19 protein-coding genes are annotated in these 17,635 nt (G+C 62.2%); 15 read left to right on the top strand and 4 right to left on the bottom strand.

Going from position 1 to position 17,635, the window contains the following annotated elements; all coding sequences use genetic code 11:
* Positions 1 to 21: 21 nt before the first annotated feature.
* Entirely contained in the window at positions 22 to 744 is a 723-nt protein-coding gene (rph, locus tag HX824_RS17585; protein ID WP_003213280.1) for a ribonuclease PH, read from the bottom strand.
* A 217-nt stretch (positions 745 to 961) separates the two neighbouring features.
* On the opposite strand from rph, the gene HX824_RS17580 reads away from it, so the two are divergent.
* The 6 genes from HX824_RS17580 to HX824_RS17555 all read left to right on the top strand — a co-directional run bounded on the left by HX824_RS17580 (position 962) and on the right by HX824_RS17555 (position 6,266).
* A complete protein-coding gene (locus HX824_RS17580; RefSeq protein ID WP_008439430.1) occupies positions 962 to 1,825 on the top strand; it encodes a YicC/YloC family endoribonuclease in 864 nt (287 codons plus the stop codon).
* A gap of 11 nt (positions 1,826 to 1,836) precedes the next feature.
* Positions 1,837 to 2,457 carry a guanylate kinase gene (gene gmk, locus HX824_RS17575; protein WP_003213284.1) on the top strand — a complete coding sequence of 207 codons (621 nt, stop codon included), beginning with the start codon at positions 1,837 to 1,839 and terminating at the stop codon, positions 2,455 to 2,457.
* A 167-nt stretch (positions 2,458 to 2,624) separates the two neighbouring features.
* Positions 2,625 to 2,888, top strand: a complete 264-nt coding sequence (gene rpoZ / locus HX824_RS17570) for a DNA-directed RNA polymerase subunit omega (protein ID WP_003176920.1) — start codon at positions 2,625 to 2,627, stop codon at positions 2,886 to 2,888.
* A 60-nt stretch (positions 2,889 to 2,948) separates the two neighbouring features.
* Positions 2,949 to 5,054 carry a bifunctional GTP diphosphokinase/guanosine-3',5'-bis pyrophosphate 3'-pyrophosphohydrolase gene (gene spoT, locus HX824_RS17565; RefSeq protein WP_008439435.1) on the top strand — a complete coding sequence of 702 codons (2,106 nt, stop codon included), beginning with the start codon at positions 2,949 to 2,951 and terminating at the stop codon, positions 5,052 to 5,054.
* A gap of 24 nt (positions 5,055 to 5,078) precedes the next feature.
* Positions 5,079 to 5,459, top strand: coding sequence for a RidA family protein (locus HX824_RS17560; protein WP_003213288.1), 381 nt, complete (start codon positions 5,079 to 5,081; stop codon positions 5,457 to 5,459).
* Between the two features lie 63 nt (positions 5,460 to 5,522).
* Positions 5,523 to 6,266: a hypothetical protein gene (locus HX824_RS17555; RefSeq protein ID WP_003213290.1), complete on the top strand. Its 744-nt coding sequence runs from the start codon at positions 5,523 to 5,525 to the stop codon at positions 6,264 to 6,266.
* A 44-nt stretch (positions 6,267 to 6,310) separates the two neighbouring features.
* On the opposite strand, the gene HX824_RS17550 is transcribed toward HX824_RS17555, so the two are convergent.
* Positions 6,311 to 7,162, bottom strand: a complete 852-nt coding sequence (locus tag HX824_RS17550; protein ID WP_177054883.1) for an SDR family oxidoreductase — start codon at positions 7,160 to 7,162, stop codon at positions 6,311 to 6,313.
* Positions 7,163 to 7,351: 189 nt separating this feature from the next.
* Between HX824_RS17550 and exbB the strand changes: the two genes are divergently transcribed.
* The 9 genes from exbB to HX824_RS17505 all read left to right on the top strand — a co-directional run bounded on the left by exbB (position 7,352) and on the right by HX824_RS17505 (position 15,990).
* The gene (gene exbB, locus HX824_RS17545; protein WP_087693713.1) at positions 7,352 to 8,338 is read left to right on the top strand and encodes a tonB-system energizer ExbB; all 987 of its coding nucleotides are present in this window, start codon (positions 7,352 to 7,354) and stop codon (positions 8,336 to 8,338) included.
* Between the two features lie 6 nt (positions 8,339 to 8,344).
* Positions 8,345 to 8,770: a TonB system transport protein ExbD gene (exbD, locus tag HX824_RS17540; RefSeq protein WP_003213296.1), complete on the top strand. Its 426-nt coding sequence runs from the start codon at positions 8,345 to 8,347 to the stop codon at positions 8,768 to 8,770.
* Positions 8,767 to 9,516 (top strand): energy transducer TonB, encoded by a 750-nt coding sequence (locus HX824_RS17535; RefSeq protein WP_003213297.1) that lies wholly within the window; start codon positions 8,767 to 8,769, stop codon positions 9,514 to 9,516. Before exbD ends, HX824_RS17535 begins: the two co-directional genes overlap by 4 nt.
* A gap of 168 nt (positions 9,517 to 9,684) precedes the next feature.
* Positions 9,685 to 10,020: a cupredoxin domain-containing protein gene (locus HX824_RS17530; RefSeq protein WP_177054882.1), complete on the top strand. Its 336-nt coding sequence runs from the start codon at positions 9,685 to 9,687 to the stop codon at positions 10,018 to 10,020.
* A 3-nt stretch (positions 10,021 to 10,023) separates the two neighbouring features.
* A complete protein-coding gene (locus HX824_RS17525) occupies positions 10,024 to 10,842 on the top strand; it encodes an FTR1 family protein (protein ID WP_008439439.1) in 819 nt (272 codons plus the stop codon).
* 19 nt (positions 10,843 to 10,861) lie between these two features.
* Positions 10,862 to 11,392 carry an iron transporter gene (locus HX824_RS17520; RefSeq protein WP_177054881.1) on the top strand — a complete coding sequence of 177 codons (531 nt, stop codon included), beginning with the start codon at positions 10,862 to 10,864 and terminating at the stop codon, positions 11,390 to 11,392.
* A gap of 114 nt (positions 11,393 to 11,506) precedes the next feature.
* Positions 11,507 to 12,427 (top strand): hydrogen peroxide-inducible genes activator, encoded by a 921-nt coding sequence (locus HX824_RS17515; RefSeq protein ID WP_003213305.1) that lies wholly within the window; start codon positions 11,507 to 11,509, stop codon positions 12,425 to 12,427.
* Between the two features lie 8 nt (positions 12,428 to 12,435).
* A complete protein-coding gene (gene recG / locus HX824_RS17510) occupies positions 12,436 to 14,511 on the top strand; it encodes an ATP-dependent DNA helicase RecG (RefSeq protein ID WP_177054880.1) in 2,076 nt (691 codons plus the stop codon).
* Positions 14,512 to 14,589: 78 nt separating this feature from the next.
* Positions 14,590 to 15,990, top strand: a complete 1,401-nt coding sequence (locus tag HX824_RS17505) for an aminoacyl-tRNA deacylase and HDOD domain-containing protein (RefSeq protein WP_177054879.1) — start codon at positions 14,590 to 14,592, stop codon at positions 15,988 to 15,990.
* 134 nt (positions 15,991 to 16,124) lie between these two features.
* Here the strand turns inward: HX824_RS17505 and HX824_RS17500 are convergent, their stop codons facing one another.
* Both HX824_RS17500 and tagQ read right to left on the bottom strand, forming a co-directional pair.
* Entirely contained in the window at positions 16,125 to 16,505 is a 381-nt protein-coding gene (locus HX824_RS17500) for a hypothetical protein (RefSeq protein WP_008439448.1), read from the bottom strand.
* A gap of 125 nt (positions 16,506 to 16,630) precedes the next feature.
* Positions 16,631 to 17,554 carry a type VI secretion system-associated lipoprotein TagQ gene (gene tagQ / locus HX824_RS17495; protein WP_003213311.1) on the bottom strand — a complete coding sequence of 308 codons (924 nt, stop codon included), beginning with the start codon at positions 17,552 to 17,554 and terminating at the stop codon, positions 16,631 to 16,633.
* Positions 17,555 to 17,635 lie beyond the last annotated feature (81 nt).

Here is a 17,635-nt window from a genome sequence, read left to right as displayed (position 1 = left end):
GCGTCGCTCCTTGGGATTGAATCAGTCGGCCAATGCGGCGTTCTGCAGTTCGAAGATTTCGGTCATGCCCTTCTGGGCCAGGGCCAGCATGGCATTCAGGTCCGCCGGCTGGAATGGCGCGCCTTCGGCGGTGCCCTGCACTTCAATGAAACCACCGGTGCTGGTCATCACCACGTTCAGGTCGGTCTCGGCAGCCGAATCTTCAAGATAGTCCAGATCCAGCACCGGCTCGCCCTGATACATGCCGACCGATACAGCCGCGATCATCTGCTTGAGCGGATCGCCGCCTTTCAGGCCGCCACGTTTCTTGATGACTTTGAGCGCGTCGACCAGGGCAACCATGGCGCCGGTGATGGAGGCGGTACGGGTACCACCGTCGGCCTGGATAACGTCGCAGTCGACGTACAGGGTCACGTCGCCCAGCTTGGACATGTCCAGGGCTGCACGCAGGGAGCGACCGATCAGGCGCTGGATTTCCAGGGTGCGGCCGCCTTGCTTGCCACGGCTGGCTTCACGCTGGTTACGCTCGCCGGTGGCGCGCGGCAGCATGCCGTATTCGGCGGTCAACCAACCCTGGCCCTGGCCCTTGAGGAAACGCGGCACGCCGTTTTCGACGCTGACGGTGCAGATAACCTTGGTATCGCCAAACTCGACCAGTACAGATCCCTCGGCGTGTTTGGTGTAGTTGCGGGTGATGCGGATCGAGCGGAGCTGATCGGCAGCGCGACCACTTGGACGTTTCATAGGGGATACCTGTACGGAGGACGAAAAACTGCCGAGCATTATAGAGCCGCCAGCCCTGATCGGCACGGCTAAAAAATCCTGTTACAAACCCGGGCACCGAAGCCACTGTTTGGGGCCACCCGTCCCGTTGAGCTACAATCCTGCGCCTTCGCAGCCTGTCGGCTTCAATCTACCCATCAGCCCGCCTGTTTGCGGGACTGCATCGCGAGGTACCTCCATGGTGCACAGCATGACCGCCTTCGCCCGCGTCGAAAAAGCCGGCGTCCAAGGCACCCTGAGCTGGGAATTGCGCTCGGTCAACAGCCGCTACCTGGAGCCGCACCTGCGCCTGCCGGAATCGTTTCGCGACCTCGAAGGCGCGGTTCGTGAGGCACTGCGCCAGGGCATCTCCCGCGGCAAGCTGGAATGCACCCTGCGCTTTACCGAGGAAACCACCGGCAAGCCGTTGCAGGTGGATCGAGAGCGCGCCGCGCAATTGGTCGCCGCCGCCGAAACCATCGCCGGCCTGATCAAGCAGCCTGCCGCCATCAACCCGCTGGAAGTCCTGGCCTGGCCCGGCGTGCTGGTGGCCGACGCCACTGACCCACAGGCGTTGAACGCCGAGGCGCTGGCCCTGTTCAACCAGGGCTTGAAAGAACTCAAGGCCGGCCGCGAACGCGAAGGCGCCGAGCTGGCCCGCCTGATCAGCGACCGCCTGACCTCCATTGAAGAAGACGTGGTGACCCTGCGCGAACTGGTGCCGCAGATGCTTGCCACCCAGCGCCAGAAGGTCCTGGACCGCTTCGCCGACATGCAGGCCGAACTGGATCCGGTGCGTCTGGAGCAGGAGATGGTCCTGCTGGCGCAAAAAAGCGACGTGGCCGAAGAACTCGACCGCCTGAGCACCCACATCCTGGAAGTGCGCCGCGTGCTCAAGTCTGCCGGTGCCGCCGGTCGGCGCCTGGACTTCCTGATGCAGGAACTCAACCGCGAAGCCAATACACTGGGCTCCAAAGCCTTTGATCCGCGCAGCACCCAGGCTGCGGTCAACCTCAAAGTGTTGATCGAGCAAATGCGCGAACAAGTACAGAATATCGAGTAAGGCACCCTGACATGACCCACAGCACCGGCACCCTTTACATCATTTCTGCCCCATCGGGCGCGGGCAAAAGCAGCCTGGTCAAGGCCCTGACCGACGCTGACGAGCAGATCCGCATCTCGGTGTCCCACACCACCCGCGCCATGCGCCCGGGTGAAGTGAACGGCGTGCACTACCACTTCGTCGAGCGCACCGAGTTCGTCAAGATGATCGAGCACGGTGATTTCCTGGAGCGCGCCGAGGTCTTCGGCAACCTCTACGGCACCTCGCAAAGCCACCTGCAGCAGACCCTGGACGAAGGCCACGACCTGATCCTGGAAATCGACTGGCAGGGCGCCGAGCAAGTGCGCCAGCTGATGCCCAAAGCTCGCTCGATCTTCATACTGCCGCCTTCGCTGGAAGCGTTGCACCAGCGCCTGACCAATCGTGGCCAGGACAGCGACGAGATCATCGAAGGTCGCATGCGTGAAGCCGTCAGTGAAATGAGCCACTACGTCGACTACGACTACCTGATCATCAACGACGATTTCGCTCACGCGCTGGACGATCTGAAAGCGATTTTCCGCGCCAATCAGCTCCAGCAAAAGCGTCAGCAGCAGCGTTTCGGCAAATTATTGGCCGAACTGCTCGGCTGATTGGCTCTTCCCAAAACCGCTGCAGGGGCTTTACATTGGCACTTGTAGCGCGTTTGCGATGGCCTGCGAAAAATCAGCGCTTCCCTAAACGCTGGTGATTTTTTAAACTGTTCAGTCCGCTCGCCCAACCGGGCAGCGCGCATATTGCATTCGCTCCGAGGAATACCATGGCCCGCGTAACCGTTGAAGACTGCCTAGAACACGTGGATAACCGCTTTGAGCTGGTCATGCTCTCTACCAAGCGTGCCCGTCAACTGGCCACTGGCGGCAAAGAGCCCCTGGTCCAGTGGGAAAACGACAAGCCTACCGTTGTAGCCCTGCGTGAAATCGCTGAAGGCCTGATGAGCTACGAGTTCATCGCCAACGCCGAAATCGTTGAAGACGAACCGCTGTTTGCAGCGTTCGAGGACGAGTCCAACGAGGCCGTCTAAGCCTATGCCTGGTCGACGTAGCACGGCGCGGGGTCACAGCCAACGGCAGGAGTTAATACTTTGCCGAGCATAGACGCCCTCGCCGATCGCTTATCGACCTACCTCGGCCCAGACCAGGTCAACCTGGTCCGCCGAGCGTATTTCTACGCCGAACAAGCCCACGACGGCCAACGCCGCCGCAGTGGCGAGGCGTATGTCACGCATCCTCTTGCCGTGGCCAATATTCTTGCCGACATGCACATGGACCATCAGAGCCTGATGGCCGCGATGCTGCATGACGTGATCGAAGACACCGGCATTGCCAAGGAAGCGCTCAGTGCGCAATTTGGCGAAACCGTGGCCGAACTGGTCGACGGGGTCAGCAAACTGACCCAGATGAACTTCGAAACCAAGGCCGAAGCCCAGGCGGAAAACTTCCAGAAGATGGCCATGGCCATGGCCCGGGACATCCGGGTGATCCTGGTCAAGCTGGCCGACCGGCTGCACAACATGCGCACGCTGGAAGTGCTGTCCGGTGAAAAACGCCGGCGCATCGCCAAGGAAACCCTGGAAATCTACGCGCCCATCGCCAACCGGCTGGGCATGCACGCCATTCGTATCGAGTTCGAAGACCTCGGCTTCAAGGCCATGCACCCGATGCGTTCCGCGCGCATCTACCAGGCAGTGAAACGCGCCCGGGGCAATCGCAAGGAAATCGTCAACAAGATCGAAGAATCCCTGAGCCATTGCCTGGCGATCGATGAGATCGAGGGCGAAGTCAGCGGCCGGCAGAAACACATCTACGGCATCTACAAGAAGATGCGCGGCAAGCGCCGGGCCTTCAACGAGATCATGGACGTGTACGCGTTCCGGATCATCGTCGACAAGGTCGATACCTGCTACCGCGTGCTGGGTGCTGTACATAATTTGTACAAGCCCCTGCCGGGACGCTTCAAGGATTACATCGCGATTCCCAAGGCCAACGGCTATCAGTCGCTGCATACCACGCTGTTCGGTATGCACGGGGTGCCGATCGAGATCCAGATCCGCACCCGCGAAATGGAAGAGATGGCCAACAACGGCATCGCCGCCCATTGGCTGTACAAATCCACCGGCGACGAGCAGCCAAAAGGCACCCATGCCCGCGCCCGCCAGTGGGTCAAGGGCGTGCTGGAAATGCAGCAACGTGCCGGCAACTCCCTGGAATTTATCGAAAGCGTGAAGATCGACCTGTTCCCGGACGAGGTCTACGTGTTCACGCCCAAAGGCCGGATCATGGAGCTGCCCAAAGGCTCCACGGCGGTCGACTTTGCCTACGCGGTGCACACAGATGTGGGTAACAGCTGCATAGCCTGTCGGATCAATCGTCGACTGGCCCCGCTGTCGGAACCGCTGCAAAGCGGCTCCACGGTGGAGATCGTCAGCGCACCGGGCGCGCGCCCGAACCCGGCCTGGCTCAACTTTGTGGTCACCGGCAAGGCTCGCACCCACATCCGTCACGCCCTGAAACTGCAACGCCGTTCCGAGTCCATCAGCCTGGGCGAACGCCTGCTGAACAAGGTGCTCAACGGCTTCGACAGCTCACTGGACAAGATCCCGGCCGAACGCGTGCAGGCGATGTTGCACGAGTACCGCCAGGAACTGATCGAAGACTTGCTGGAAGACATCGGCCTGGGCAACCGCATGGCCTATGTGGTCGCGCGCCGCCTGCTGGGCGAAGGCGAACAGTTGCCAAGCCCCGAAGGCCCGCTGGCGATTCGCGGCACCGAAGGCCTGGTGCTCAGCTACGCCAAGTGCTGCACGCCGATCCCTGGCGACCCGATTGTCGGCCATTTGTCTGCGGGCAAAGGCATGGTGGTGCACCTGGACAACTGCCGCAACATCAGTGAAATCCGCCACAACCCCGAGAAATGCATCCAGCTTTCGTGGGCAAAGGATGTCACTGGCGAATTCAACGTCGAGCTGCGGGTCGAGCTGGAACACCAGCGCGGCCTGATTGCCCTGCTGGCCAGCAGCGTGAACGCGGCCGACGGCAATATCGAGAAAATCAGCATGGACGAACGCGATGGCCGCATCAGCGTGGTCCAACTGGTGGTCAGCGTGCACGACCGCGTGCACCTGGCCCGCGTGATCAAGAAACTGCGCGCCCTGACCGGGGTCATCCGCATCACCCGCATGCGCGCCTAGCCCATCCATTACAAGGAGTCATTCATGACCAAGACTGTTATCACCAGCGACAAGGCACCAGCAGCAATCGGTACTTATTCCCAGGCGATCAAGGCGGGCAATACCGTCTACATGTCCGGCCAGATTCCACTGGACCCAAAAACCATGGAGCTGGTTGAAGGCTTTGAAGCCCAGACCATCCAGGTCTTCGAAAACCTGAAGTCGGTTGCCGAAGCTGCGGGCGGTTCGTTCAAGGACATCGTCAAACTGAACATCTTCCTCACCGACCTGAGCCACTTCGCCAAGGTCAACGAGATCATGGGCAAATACTTCGAACAGCCGTACCCTGCCCGCGCCGCCATCGGCGTTGCCGCCCTGCCAAAGGGCGCGCAGGTTGAGATGGACGCCATTCTGGTCATCGAGTAAAACATCCGGCGCAGCGCTTCCACGGGAAGGCTGCGCCGAATTGGTTCTTGGAAGGATTTCGTAATGCGCAAAGCGCTCGTTGCCTCTTCGTTGCTCGCCCTGTTGCTCGGCGGCTGCGCCAGCAATCCCGCCGACCTGGATGTGAGCGGCACCTGGATCAACCAGGCCGCCATCGACGCGGCAGCCAAGGGCGGCCCTTTGCGTGAAGCCCTGCAGAGCTATGGTCCGAACCTCGAATGGGAGGTGAACACCAAAGCGTCCCAGGCCCGCTACTACAACGGTTTTGAAGTAGCTGAAGGCAAATTGCTGGGTGAAAAATCCGGCGCCTGGAGTGTCGATTTCTACGGCAGCTCCGCCACTGAACTCAAGCGTAAAGGCAAGCTGCTGCTGCAAGGGGCCAATGATAACGAGCCCGAGCAACTGTTCGCCCGTGCCAAGGATCCAGCCCCCGAAGGCGCGCCACTGGGTGCCAACTTCGAACGCACCCTGTACGCCGCCTACATGGGCGGCACCTGGAAAATCAGCAGCGGCACTGGCGAAGGCGCCACCGTACAGTTCCAGGCCAATGGCCAGGTGACCGGCTTGCCCGGCGCCGATCAGTACTCGCTGTGCCTGGCGGGCGATTGCGCCTCCATGAGCGGCGGCTACGACAGTATCTGGCTACAGTTGAACGGCCAGGGCAACCCGTGGATCTTTGCGCGCAAGGGCAAGCAACTGGAGATCTTCCAGGCGATCAACACCGCCCAGGCCGACGAGGTACCCTCGTTTACCCCCGGGCCACGACAGTGGTTGCTGGAAAAACAGTGACGCAAAAAAAGGAGCCCTCAGGCTCCTTTTTCTTCACGCCGCGATCAACCCTCCAGGATCGCCGCATACCCTTCGCGATAACTCGGATAACGCGGCACCCAGCCCAGCGCCTTGGCCCGGGCATTGCTGCACTGTTTGCTCCCAGCACGGCGGACCCTGGCGTTCTCGGCCCATTCGGTCACGCCAAGGTACTCGCGCAACCAGGCAACCACCTCGGCCAGCGGGGCCGGAGCATCGTCAACGCCGATGTAGCACTTATCCAGCACACCCCCCTGCTCCACGTGCTGCAGCAAAAACGCCAGCAAACCCGCCGCGTCATCCGCGTGAATCCGGTTGCCATATAAAGGCGGATCAATCGCCACGCGATAGCCCTGGCGCACTTGGCTCAGCAGCCATTCCCGGCCCGGGCCATAGATACCGGTGAGGCGCACCACGCTCGCGGGAATGCCGCTATTCAACGCCACTTGCTCGGCTTCCAGCATGACTTGGCCGGAATAACCGCCTGCCTTGGTCTCGGAGCTTTCGTCGACCCACTCACCGTTCTGCTGCCCATACACACTGCTGCTGGACACAAACAGCAGGTGCTTGGGCTCCTGGCCGTAGTCGTTCAGCCACTCCAGCACATGCCGCAACCCTTGCACGTATGCCGCACGATAACCCGCCTCGTCGTGATCGGTGGCGGCCGCGCAATACACCAGGTAATCCACCCCGCCCACCGGCCAGGTATCGGGGCAGTCTTCATTGAACAGGTCGCCGGCAATCCCGATAACGCCCTTGGGAAGGCGCGAAATATCCCGCCGCAGGCCATGAACCTCCCAGCCCTGGGCCAGCAATTGGGTGGCCAGACGGCTACCGACATCGCCGCAACCGGCAATCACCACAGAAGGCGCAGACATCACAAAACTCCGTTCTTAAAGGTCAAGGTTAGCCCCCGCAGATGACCAGCGGCCAGCAAAACGACAAATAAAGTAACTGTATTACTTCTGTTAACAAGAATTACTTGCAATAATAACCGCCCATTTGTCCTCGACCCGTTACGGTCTGGAAGGACGCTCACTCATTTTTTTCTCTCAGGTCCGGCCAGCATGACACGCAATACATCCCCCGCTTCGCCAACCAAGCCTCACAGCCCATCCCGCGCCTGGCGTGCGATTGCTGCAGTGCTGTTCAGCGTCCTGCTGGCACCGACCGCCGCGTTCGCCGACAACACCGCGCCGGCCGCCCCGCCTGCAGCGAGCGCGCCAGCTACAGAGCAAAACGCTCCTGCGCCAGCCGCTGCACCGGCCGCGACCGACCCGGCCCTGGCCGCCGAAGGCGCACCGGCTGACGAATCCGGCGTCGTGCTGGAAGAAGACAACAGCCTGGGCATGGCCCACGACCTGTCGCCGTGGGGCATGTACCAGAACGCTGACATCATCGTGAAGATCGTGATGATCGGCCTGGCCATCGCTTCGATCATCACCTGGACCATCTGGATTGCCAAGGGCTTCGAACTGCTGGGCGCCAAGCGTCGCCTGCGCACTGAAATCGTCCACCTGAAAAAAGCCACCACCCTGAAAGAAGCCAGCGAAAGCGCGGCGAAGAAGGGCACCCTGGCGCACCTGCTGGTTCACGACGCACTCGAAGAGATGCGCCTGTCTGCCAACACCCGTGAAAAGGAAGGCATCAAGGAACGCGTCAGTTTCCGTCTTGAGCGCCTGGTTGCCGCCTGCGGTCGCAATATGAGCAACGGCACCGGCGTGCTGGCCACCATCGGTTCCACCGCGCCCTTCGTCGGCCTGTTCGGTACCGTGTGGGGCATCATGAACAGCTTCATCGGCATCGCCAAAACCCAGACCACCAACCTCGCCGTCGTGGCGCCCGGCATCGCCGAAGCCCTGCTGGCAACCGCACTGGGCCTGGTTGCCGCGATTCCTGCGGTAGTCATCTACAACGTCTTCGCCCGTTCGATCGCCGGCTACAAGGCGCAGGTGTCGGACGCTTCGGCAGAAGTCCTGTTGCTGGTCAGCCGTGACCTCGATCACCTGCCTTCCGAGCGCAGCTCGCAACCGCACATGGTGAAAGTGGGGTAATCGGCCATGGGCCTGCATTTGAATCAAGGCGACGACGAGCTCGTCGAGAACCACGAAATCAACGTCACGCCGTTTATCGACGTGATGCTGGTGCTGCTGATCATCTTCATGGTGGCAGCACCGTTGGCCACCGTGGATATCAAGGTCGACCTGCCCGCTTCCAGCGCGAAACCTGCGCCGCGGCCTGAGAAACCGATATTCCTCAGCGTGAAGGCGGACCAGCGTCTGTTCCTGGGCGAAGAAGAAGTCAAATCCGACACCCTGGGCGCGGTGCTCGACGCCAAGACCCAGGGCAAGAAAGACACGACCATCTTCTTCCAGGCCGACAAGGGCGTGGACTACGGCGACCTGATGAGCGTGATGGATGCCCTGCGGGCGGCCGGCTACCTCAAGGTAGGCCTGGTCGGACTTGAGACGGCAGCCAAGAAATGATCACGACGCGCCACAAACTGACGCGTTATGGCACCAGCCTTGCCGTCGTGCTGGGCGTCCACGCCGTCGCGATCATCATCGCGCTCCAGTGGTCGGCGCCACATATGGTCCAGCTGCCTCCGGCCGCCATGGTCATCGACCTGGCACCGATGCCGGCGCCACCACCTCCGGCCCCGCCGAAGGTGATCACGCCGCCACAGCCGCCTGCGCCAGTCGAAGAGCTGCCATTGCCGAAACTGGCCGAGGCACCTAAGCCGACGATCCAGGTGCCAAAGCCGGTCAAGCCCAAGCCAAAACCACAGCCGCCCAAGCCTGTGGAGAAAAAGCCCGATCCGCCCAAGGAAAAACCTTCCGAAGAGCCGCCGAGCGAAACTCCGCAGAACAACGCGCCTACGGAAAAATCCGCCCAGCCACAACCGGGCCCTTCACCGCAGCAGATCGCGGCCAAGGCCACCTGGGAAAGTACCCTGCTGGGCCACCTGCAGAAGTACAAGAAGTACCCGCCGGGCGCCCAGGCGCGTGGCAAGGAAGGCCTGAACCGCCTGCGTTTCGTGGTTGATGCCGATGGCAACGTGCTGTCCTACGAACTGGTGGGCCGCTCCGGCAACGCCGACCTGGACCGCGCCACCCTCGACATGATCCGTCGTGCCCAGCCGCTGCCCAAGCCGCCGGCCGACATGTTGAAAGGCGGGAGCATCGAGATCGTTGCACCATTCGTTTACAACATCGAAAAACGTCGCCGCTAAACCCTACCGTGGGCACTCTCGGGTGCCCACGGCTGCTGTTCCCTCCCCCGCGCATCACCGCAACCTGAACCAGGCTTGAACGAATCGACACCTAACTCGATCTTCACTTGTAACAATTAAAGACAACGCTAATTATTCGCGAATAGTTCTCATTAGCGGACATTCGGCATGCCCAACCTTGCCCGGCTGGCTCTCCTCCTACTGGCTTTCCCCGTCGCTGCACAGGCGGATCAGCTGGTCACCCTGGTCATTCAGAACCACACCTTCAGCCCCTCGACGTTCGAGGTGCCGGCCGGTGAACGCTTTCGCATTCAACTCACCAGCCATGATGAAAGCGTCGACGAGTTCGAAAGCTACGACATGAAATTCGAAAAAATCATTGCCCCCGGCAACACCATCACGGTGTTTGCCGGCCCGCTGCATCCCGGCACCTACACCTTCTTCGATGACTACCACCCCGACCAGGCCAAAGGCACGGTCACCGCCGTCGCAGCCAAGGAGTAAGCCATGCTGGCCTGTCTGTTGATCGTGTTTCGTGAAGTGCTGGAAGCCGGGATTGTGGTGGGCATCGTGATGGCCGCCACCCAGGGCCTGGCAAGACGTGGGCTGTTCATTGGCGGCGGAATCGCAGCCGGCGTGCTCGGTGCCGGCATCCTCGCACTATTTACCGGCGCAATTACCCAGGCGCTGCAGGGCTTTGGCCAGGAGATTTTCAACGCAGCCATCCTGGTGGTCGCCGTAGTCATGCTGGGCTGGCACAACCTGTGGATGGCCAGTCATGGTCGCGAGCTGGCGACCCAACTGCGCAGCGCCGGCAATTCAGTACTCAAGGGTGAAAAATCACTCTGGGCCCTGGCCGTGGTCATCACCGTGGCCGTGCTGCGCGAAGGCTCGGAAATCGTGCTGTTCCTCTATGGCATCGCCGCCTCCAGCCAGACAGACCCACTGTCGATGCTGGCCGGCGGCGTGCTCGGTATCGTCGCCGGCGCCGCGCTGTCCTGGCTGATGTACCGCGGCCTGGTCGCCATCAGCCTCAAGCGCCTGTTCTCGATTACCGGCTGGATGATCGCCTTGCTTGCCGCCGGCATGGCTGGCCGGGCCGCCGCGATCCTCGCCGGTATCGACCTGATTCCCGCCTGGGGCTACCAGCTCTGGGACACCTCCTGGCTGGTCTCCGATGGCAGCCTCACCGGCCGCGCATTGACCGCGCTGGTGGGCTACACCGACCGACCTCTGGGCGTTCAATTGGTGGCGTGGCTCGTCACCCTCTCGCTCCTGGTGCTGGGTAACCGTTTACTGCATTCACGCCCGACACAATCACATTAACCGCCCCAGGAGCCCCACCATGAAACACCTGCGCAACCCCTTCGCCGCCGCACTGCTGCTCGTCAGCGCCGTGGCCGCTTCCGCCCTCGCCCAAGCCCGCGAATACCCGATTGGCGGACCGGTGCAGATCAATGACATGGAGATCGCCTCCTCGTACCTGGTGGGCATCGAAATGGCGCCCATGCCGCCAGGCATGGTGATGAGCAAGGACTCGGTACACCTTGAGACCGATGTGCACGCCACTGCCGACAACAAATACGGCCTGTCCAACGGTGAGTGGGTGCCCTACCTGACCATCAGCTACTCACTGGTCAAGGAGGGCTCGCCCGACTACAAGGAAATCGGCACGCTGTTGCCGATGGTGGCCAAAGACGGCGCCCACTACGCCAACAACGTGAAAATGGACGGCCCCGGCACCTACACCGTGGTGCTGCGCTATGAAAGCCCACAGATCAAGGGCTTCTTCCACCATGTAGACAAGGAAACCGGCGTGCCTGAATGGTGGGCTCCCTTCACCGAAACCTTCACCTTCAAGTACCCGCAAAAGTGAAATACGGGGCGGCGATACCCGATTAACCGGTGTCGCGGCCCCTACGCTGTCTGATAACGTGCGTCTATCGATTGCAGCCGGTATGCTTGGCCCGCAACCTCATGGACGCCCGCTATGACTCTTACAGAATTACGCTACATCGTTACCCTCGCCCAAGAGCAGCACTTCGGCCACGCGGCCGAGCGTTGCCACGTCAGCCAGCCGACGCTGTCGGTGGGTGTGAAGAAGCTTGAAGACGAACTCGGTGTGCTGATTTTCGAGCGCAGCAAAAGCGCCGTGCGCCTGACGCCCGTCGGCGAAGGCATCGTCGCCCAGGCCCAGAAGGTTCTGGAACAGGCCCAAAGCATTCGCGAGCTGGCCCAGGCCGGCAAGAACCAGCTGACCGCCCCGCTGAAAGTCGGCGCCATCTACACCGTCGGCCCGTACCTGTTCCCGCACTTGATTCCGCAACTACACCGCGTCGCGCCGCAGATGCCGCTGTATATCGAAGAAAACTTCACCCACGTGCTGCGCGACAAACTGCGCAACGGCGAGCTGGACGCGATCATCATCGCCCTACCGTTCAACGAGGCGGATGTGCTGACGCTGCCGCTCTACGATGAGCCGTTCTACGTGCTGATGCCGGCGTCCCACCCATGGACGCAGAAAGACACCATCGACGCGGGCCTGCTCAACGACAAGAGCCTGCTGTTGCTGGGCGAAGGCCATTGCTTCCGCGACCAGGTGCTGGAAGCCTGCCCGACCCTGACCAAGGGCAACGACGGCGCCAAGCACACCACCGTGGAGTCCAGCTCCCTGGAAACCATTCGCCATATGGTCGCCTCCGGACTGGGTATCTCGATCCTGCCGCTGTCGGCGGTCGACAGCCATCACTACGCCCCCGGCGTAATCGCCGTGCGCCCACTGACGCCGCCGGTACCGTTCCGCACCGTGGCGATTGCCTGGCGTGCGAGCTTCCCGCGTCCGAAAGCGATTGAAATCCTCGCCGACTCGATCCGCCTGTGTTCGGTGGCCAAGCCGCCTGCTGCGAGCTAAGTAACGGTATGACTGAGCTGTCGCAGGTATCGGTGACGGCACTCAAGGGTGTCGGGGAGGCCATGGCCGAGAAGTTGGCCAAGGTCGGGCTGGAAAATCTCCAGGACGTGCTGTTCCACCTGCCCCTGCGTTACCAGGACCGCACCCGCGTGGTGCCCATCGGCCACTTGCGCCCTGGGCAGGACGCCGTGGTTGAAGGCACCGTCAGCGGCGCCGACGTGGTCATGGGCAAGCGCCGCAGCTTGGTGGTGCGCCTGCAAGACGGCACCGGCGGCCTGAGCCTGCGCTTCTACCACTTCAGCAACGCCCAGAAGGAAGGCCTCAAGCGTGGTACCCGCGTGCGCTGCTACGGCGAAGCCCGGCCCGGCGCTTCGGGGCTGGAAATCTATCACCCGGAATACCGCGCGATTACCGGCGACGAACCGCCGCCGGTAGACACCACCCTCACGCCAATTTACCCGCTCACCGAGGGCCTGACCCAGCAGCGCTTGCGCCAACTGTGCATGCAGACTCTGACGATGCTCGGGCCAAAAAGCCTGCCCGACTGGCTGCCCCAGGAACTGGCGCGCGACTATCAACTGGCGCCGCTGGATGATGCGATCCGCTACCTGCATCACCCACCCGCCGACGCCGACGTCGACGAGTTGGCTCTCGGTCATCACTGGGCCCAGCATCGCCTGGCGTTCGAAGAACTGCTGACCCATCAACTGTCCCAGCAGCGCCTGCGCGAGAGCATGCGTTCGCTGCGCGCGCCGGCCATGCCCAAGGCCAAGCGCCTGCCTGCGCAATACCTGGCCAACCTGGGGTTTGCACCGACGGGCGCCCAGCAACGGGTCGGCAACGAAATTGCCTACGACCTGAGCCAGAAAGAACCGATGCTGCGGCTGATCCAGGGCGACGTGGGCGCGGGTAAAACCGTGGTCGCCGCCCTCGCCGCGTTGCAGGCCCTCGAAGCCGGCTATCAGGTGGCGCTGATGGCGCCCACCGAGATTCTCGCCGAGCAGCACTTCATCACCTTCAAGCGCTGGCTCCAACCGCTGGGCCTGGAAGTCGCGTGGCTGGCCGGCAAGCTCAAGGGCAAGAACCGCGTAGCCGCCCTGGAGCAGATCGCCGCCGGCGCCCCGATGGTGGTGGGCACCCACGCGTTGTTCCAGGACGAAGTGAAGTTCAAGAATCTGGCGCTGGTGATCATCGACGAACAGCACCGCTTCGGTGTGCAGCAGCGCCTGGCCCTGCGCCAGAAAGGCGTGGGCGGCCGCATGAGCCCGCACCAGTTGATCATGACCGCCACACCGATCCCACGCACCCTGGCCATGAGCGCCTACGCCGACCTCGACACTTCGATCCTCGACGAACTGCCGCCGGGCCGAACGCCGGTCAACACCGTGCTGGTCACCGACACCCGCCGCGTCGAAGTCATCGAACGGGTACGCGGCGCCTGCGCCGAAGGCCGTCAGGCGTATTGGGTGTGCACGCTGATCGAAGAATCCGAAGAGCTGACCTGCCAGGCCGCCGAAACCACCTATGAAGACCTCACCAGCGCCTTGGGTGAACTCAAGGTCGGGCTGATTCACGGTCGCATGAAGCCGGTGGAAAAGGCCGCGGTAATGGCCGAGTTCAAGGCCGGCAACCTGCAATTGCTGGTGGCGACCACGGTGATTGAAGTCGGCGTCGACGTCCCCAACGCCAGCCTGATGATCATCGAGAACCCCGAGCGCCTGGGCCTGGCGCAACTGCACCAATTGCGCGGCCGCGTCGGCCGGGGCAGCGCCGCCAGCCACTGTGTGCTGCTGTACCACCCGCCGCTGTCGCAGATCGGTCGCCAGCGCCTGGGGATCATGCGCGAAACCAACGACGGCTTCGTGATCGCCGAAAAAGACCTCGAACTGCGCGGCCCCGGCGAGATGCTCGGCACCCGCCAGACCGGCCTGCTGCAATTCAAGGTCGCCGACCTGATGCGCGATGCCGACTTGCTGCCCGCCGTGCGCGACGCGGCCCAGGCGTTACTGGAGCGTTGGCCGGAACACGTCAGCCCGCTGCTGGATCGCTGGCTGAGACATGGGCAGCAATACGGCCAAGTGTGACGGCTGACTCACTTAGACAACCCTCACTTGTATCAAGCTGGTTATACTCCAATGACTGTAGGAAATTGGATTCAGGCCATGTCAGAAGTTGCCCTCGCCACAGCCCCACCGACTGCACCCTCGGTGATTCGGACGCTGCTTGCAAAGCTCGCCATCAGCTACACGGAAGTTGCCGAACGCCCCGGCCTGAACCCGGCGCAGAAGGTTCAAGCCGTACTGCTCGATGATGCCGTGGGTGCACTCATGGTGCTGTTTCCACAGAACCAGTTGCTGGACCTTAATCGCCTCGCCGAGCTCACCGGTCGGCGCCTCACGGCCGTGTCGCCGGAGCGCCTGGAGCGCATGCTCGGCAAGCACAGCCTGAGCCTGCTGCCCGGCCTGCCGCCGCTGACCAGCTCTCCCTGCCTCTACGAAGAAAGCCTGTTGCGTGAGCCGACCGTGCTGGTGCACTCGGGCGAAGCCGGGCTGCTGCTGGAGATTTCCAGCGACGCGTTCAAGAGCATGCTGACCAAGGCCAGCGCCGCGCATTTCGGCGAGCCGCTGAGCAACATCCGGCCAAACCTGGATCGCCCCAATGACGACCGCGAGGAAATCACCCAGGCGATGCAGGCGTTCACCGCCCGCCGTATCCAGCAGCGCCTGGAAGCCACCATCGAAATTCCACCGCTGGCCGATACCGCGCAAAAGATCATCAAGCTGCGGGTCGACCCCAACGCCACCATCGACGACATCACCGGCGTGGTCGAAACCGACCCGGCCCTGGCCGCCCAGGTGGTGAGTTGGGCCGCGTCGCCCTACTACGCCTCGCCGGGCAAGATCCGCTCGGTGGAAGACGCCATCGTGCGCGTGCTGGGCTTTGACCTGGTGATCAACCTCGCACTCGGCCTGGCCCTGGGCAAGACCTTGAGCCTGCCCAAGGACCACCCGCAACAGGCCACGCCGTACTGGCACCAGTCGATCTACACCGCCGCCGTCATCGAAGGCCTGACCCGCGCCATGCCCCGCGCCCAGCGCCCGGAAGCCGGCCTGACGTACCTCGCCGGCCTGCTGCACAATTTCGGCTACCTGTTGCTGGCCCACGTCTTCCCGCCGCACTTCTCACTGATCTGCCGGCACCTGGAGGTCAACCCGCACCTGTGCCACAGCTACATCGAGCAGCATCTGCTGGGCATCAGCCGCGAGCAGATTGGTGCGTGGTTGATGCGCTATTGGGACATGCCGGACGAACTGTCCACCGCCCTGCGCTTCCAGCACGACCCGACCTACGACGGCCAATATGCGGAATACCCGAACCTGGTGTGCCTGGCCGTGCGCTTGCTGCGCAGCCGCGGCATCGGCTCGGGGCCGGATGAATCCATCCCGGACGAACTGCTTGAGCGCCTGGGGCTGACCCGGGACAAGGCAGAGGACGTGGTGGGCAAGGTGCTGGATGCGGAGACGTTGTTGCGCGAGTTGGCTTCGCAGTTCAGCCAGGGATAAATCGGGCGCCTGTTACACCGTATTCGCGAGCAAGCCCGCTCCCACATTCGACCGAGTTCCAACTTTGGAATGGGATTGAATGTGGGAGCGGGCTTGCTCGCGAATGCAGGCGACGCAGTATTGCTGAAGAACCCCTAGCCTTTGGGCTTTTTCTTCGGCTTCAAATACTTGGTCAACCCCTGGAACCAGATCACCAGCGCCGGGTTGCCCTTGATCTGGATCGACTTGTCCTGAATCCCCGTCATGAACGCCAGTTGCTTGTTCTTCGCCTGCATCGTGGCGAAGCCGTAGGCGGCGTCTTTGAAGGCGATGGCAAACGCAGGCGCGGGATGAACACCCGAGCGGCTGGTAATGCGCTGGTCTTTGACGATGAAGTGACGGGCAACCTTGCCGTCGAGGGTCTGCAACTGGAACGCCAGGTCCTTGTCACCCAACTGCTGCTGGAACGCAGGGTTGGTGCGGCTGGCTTTGCCCATCAACAGGCCAAGCATCCAGAGAAGAAAACGAAATTTCATGCACACGGCCTCAGTGTAATTATTGGGTGGCCGCAGCAGTTTAACGATTTGTGCAAATAACGCTACCGATCTCCCGTTTTAGCAGGAGATCGGCTGGCGTTTAACGCTTATAGCAACAACTTGCCTCAGACGTTAGGGCAAGGAACCGGTGCCCAGTCCGCCAGGTTTGGATCACGGCAAGTGCCTTCGATCTGCGCTTTACCGGCGCTGGCAACCTGCTTGCTTTCAGCTTGTTTGGTCTGGGCGGTCTGGATGGTTTTCTCGGTCGCTACGGCTTCTTTCGGCACGGTTGGCAGCACCGGCTTCTTCGCGACTTTTACCGGCTTCTTGCCTTTGGCTGGCGTCACCACCGGCGTGGTATCGGCAGTCGCAACAGTGACCACGTCAGCACGTTGTACGCCCACTTGTTGCAGATCCTGCTCGTACGCCTGGGTGTAGTTGTTCAGGTCTTCGCTGGCCTTGCCGTTCACCGCGACGATCAGGTCGTTGGACTCTTTCAGGCCCGAGACGATTTCTGCCAGGCGCTTGCGGCCTTCAACGTCGTTGACGGTCTTGGCCTTGCGGTCGGCCACCAGCTTGGTGAACGCGCTCTGGTAGCACTGCTGGGACGCCTTGGCGTACGCGGTGCTGCGGTCGATGTCGGAGGCACGCTTGTTGACGTCGGTGGCGTAGGAGGCGATGCGCTGGTTGTCATCGGTGATCTGCTTCTGGCGCTCGGTGTAGTAACCCGCAGCACCACCGGCCAGGGCGCCGCCCGCTGCACCGATGGCAGCGTTGCGGCCGCGCTTGTCGGAGTCGCCGGTCAAGGCGCCCAGCAATGCACCACCGGCCGCACCCAGGGCGGCGCCGGTGACCACCGACTTGGTCAGGTCCGAATCGGTAGCACGCAGGTGCTGCACCGGCTCGTAGCAGTTCGGGTAGTACTCGACCTTGGTGGTCGAGGCGACCTTGTTGGTCGGCGACGTTGCGCAACCGGTCAGCACCGTGCTGAAGCCTGCGGCAATCAGCAGCAGATGACGCTTGGAAACCGCCTTACGGGAAAAAATCATCGTTGTGTTCTCTTTTAAGTTTGACTTGCCCAGCGCGGCCCACCGCCGCCTGAGTCCCTTCCAAGCTCGCTGTACAACCAG

Source organism: Pseudomonas sp. D4002, assembly GCF_013385665.1.
Taxonomy (GTDB): Bacteria; Pseudomonadota; Gammaproteobacteria; order Pseudomonadales; family Pseudomonadaceae; genus Aquipseudomonas.
Note: the sequence above shows the minus strand (reverse complement) of the source record. Positions and strands in the feature narration are given on the sequence as shown.

Bases quoted from the DNA above. Each gene is read 5' to 3' on its own strand.
- gmk (WP_003213284.1), top strand. From the start codon at position 1,837: ATGACCCACAGCACCGGCACCCTTTACATCATTTCTGCCCCATCGGGC.
- HX824_RS17520 (WP_177054881.1), top strand. From the start codon at position 10,862: ATGAAACACCTGCGCAACCCCTTCGCCGCCGCACTGCTGCTCGTCAGC.
- HX824_RS17525 (WP_008439439.1), top strand. From the start codon at position 10,024: ATGCTGGCCTGTCTGTTGATCGTGTTTCGTGAAGTGCTGGAAGCCGGG.
- exbD (WP_003213296.1), top strand. From the start codon at position 8,345: ATGGGCCTGCATTTGAATCAAGGCGACGACGAGCTCGTCGAGAACCAC.
- rph (WP_003213280.1), bottom strand. From the start codon at position 744: ATGAAACGTCCAAGTGGTCGCGCTGCCGATCAGCTCCGCTCGATCCGC.
- HX824_RS17515 (WP_003213305.1), top strand. From the start codon at position 11,507: ATGACTCTTACAGAATTACGCTACATCGTTACCCTCGCCCAAGAGCAG.
- HX824_RS17580 (WP_008439430.1), top strand. From the start codon at position 962: ATGGTGCACAGCATGACCGCCTTCGCCCGCGTCGAAAAAGCCGGCGTC.
- HX824_RS17555 (WP_003213290.1), top strand. From the start codon at position 5,523: ATGCGCAAAGCGCTCGTTGCCTCTTCGTTGCTCGCCCTGTTGCTCGGC.
- recG (WP_177054880.1), top strand. From the start codon at position 12,436: ATGACTGAGCTGTCGCAGGTATCGGTGACGGCACTCAAGGGTGTCGGG.
- rpoZ (WP_003176920.1), top strand. From the start codon at position 2,625: ATGGCCCGCGTAACCGTTGAAGACTGCCTAGAACACGTGGATAACCGC.
- HX824_RS17500 (WP_008439448.1), bottom strand. From the start codon at position 16,505: ATGAAATTTCGTTTTCTTCTCTGGATGCTTGGCCTGTTGATGGGCAAA.
- exbB (WP_087693713.1), top strand. From the start codon at position 7,352: ATGACACGCAATACATCCCCCGCTTCGCCAACCAAGCCTCACAGCCCA.
- HX824_RS17535 (WP_003213297.1), top strand. From the start codon at position 8,767: ATGATCACGACGCGCCACAAACTGACGCGTTATGGCACCAGCCTTGCC.
- HX824_RS17530 (WP_177054882.1), top strand. From the start codon at position 9,685: ATGCCCAACCTTGCCCGGCTGGCTCTCCTCCTACTGGCTTTCCCCGTC.
- HX824_RS17560 (WP_003213288.1), top strand. From the start codon at position 5,079: ATGACCAAGACTGTTATCACCAGCGACAAGGCACCAGCAGCAATCGGT.
- HX824_RS17550 (WP_177054883.1), bottom strand. From the start codon at position 7,162: ATGTCTGCGCCTTCTGTGGTGATTGCCGGTTGCGGCGATGTCGGTAGC.
- HX824_RS17505 (WP_177054879.1), top strand. From the start codon at position 14,590: ATGTCAGAAGTTGCCCTCGCCACAGCCCCACCGACTGCACCCTCGGTG.
- tagQ (WP_003213311.1), bottom strand. From the start codon at position 17,554: ATGATTTTTTCCCGTAAGGCGGTTTCCAAGCGTCATCTGCTGCTGATT.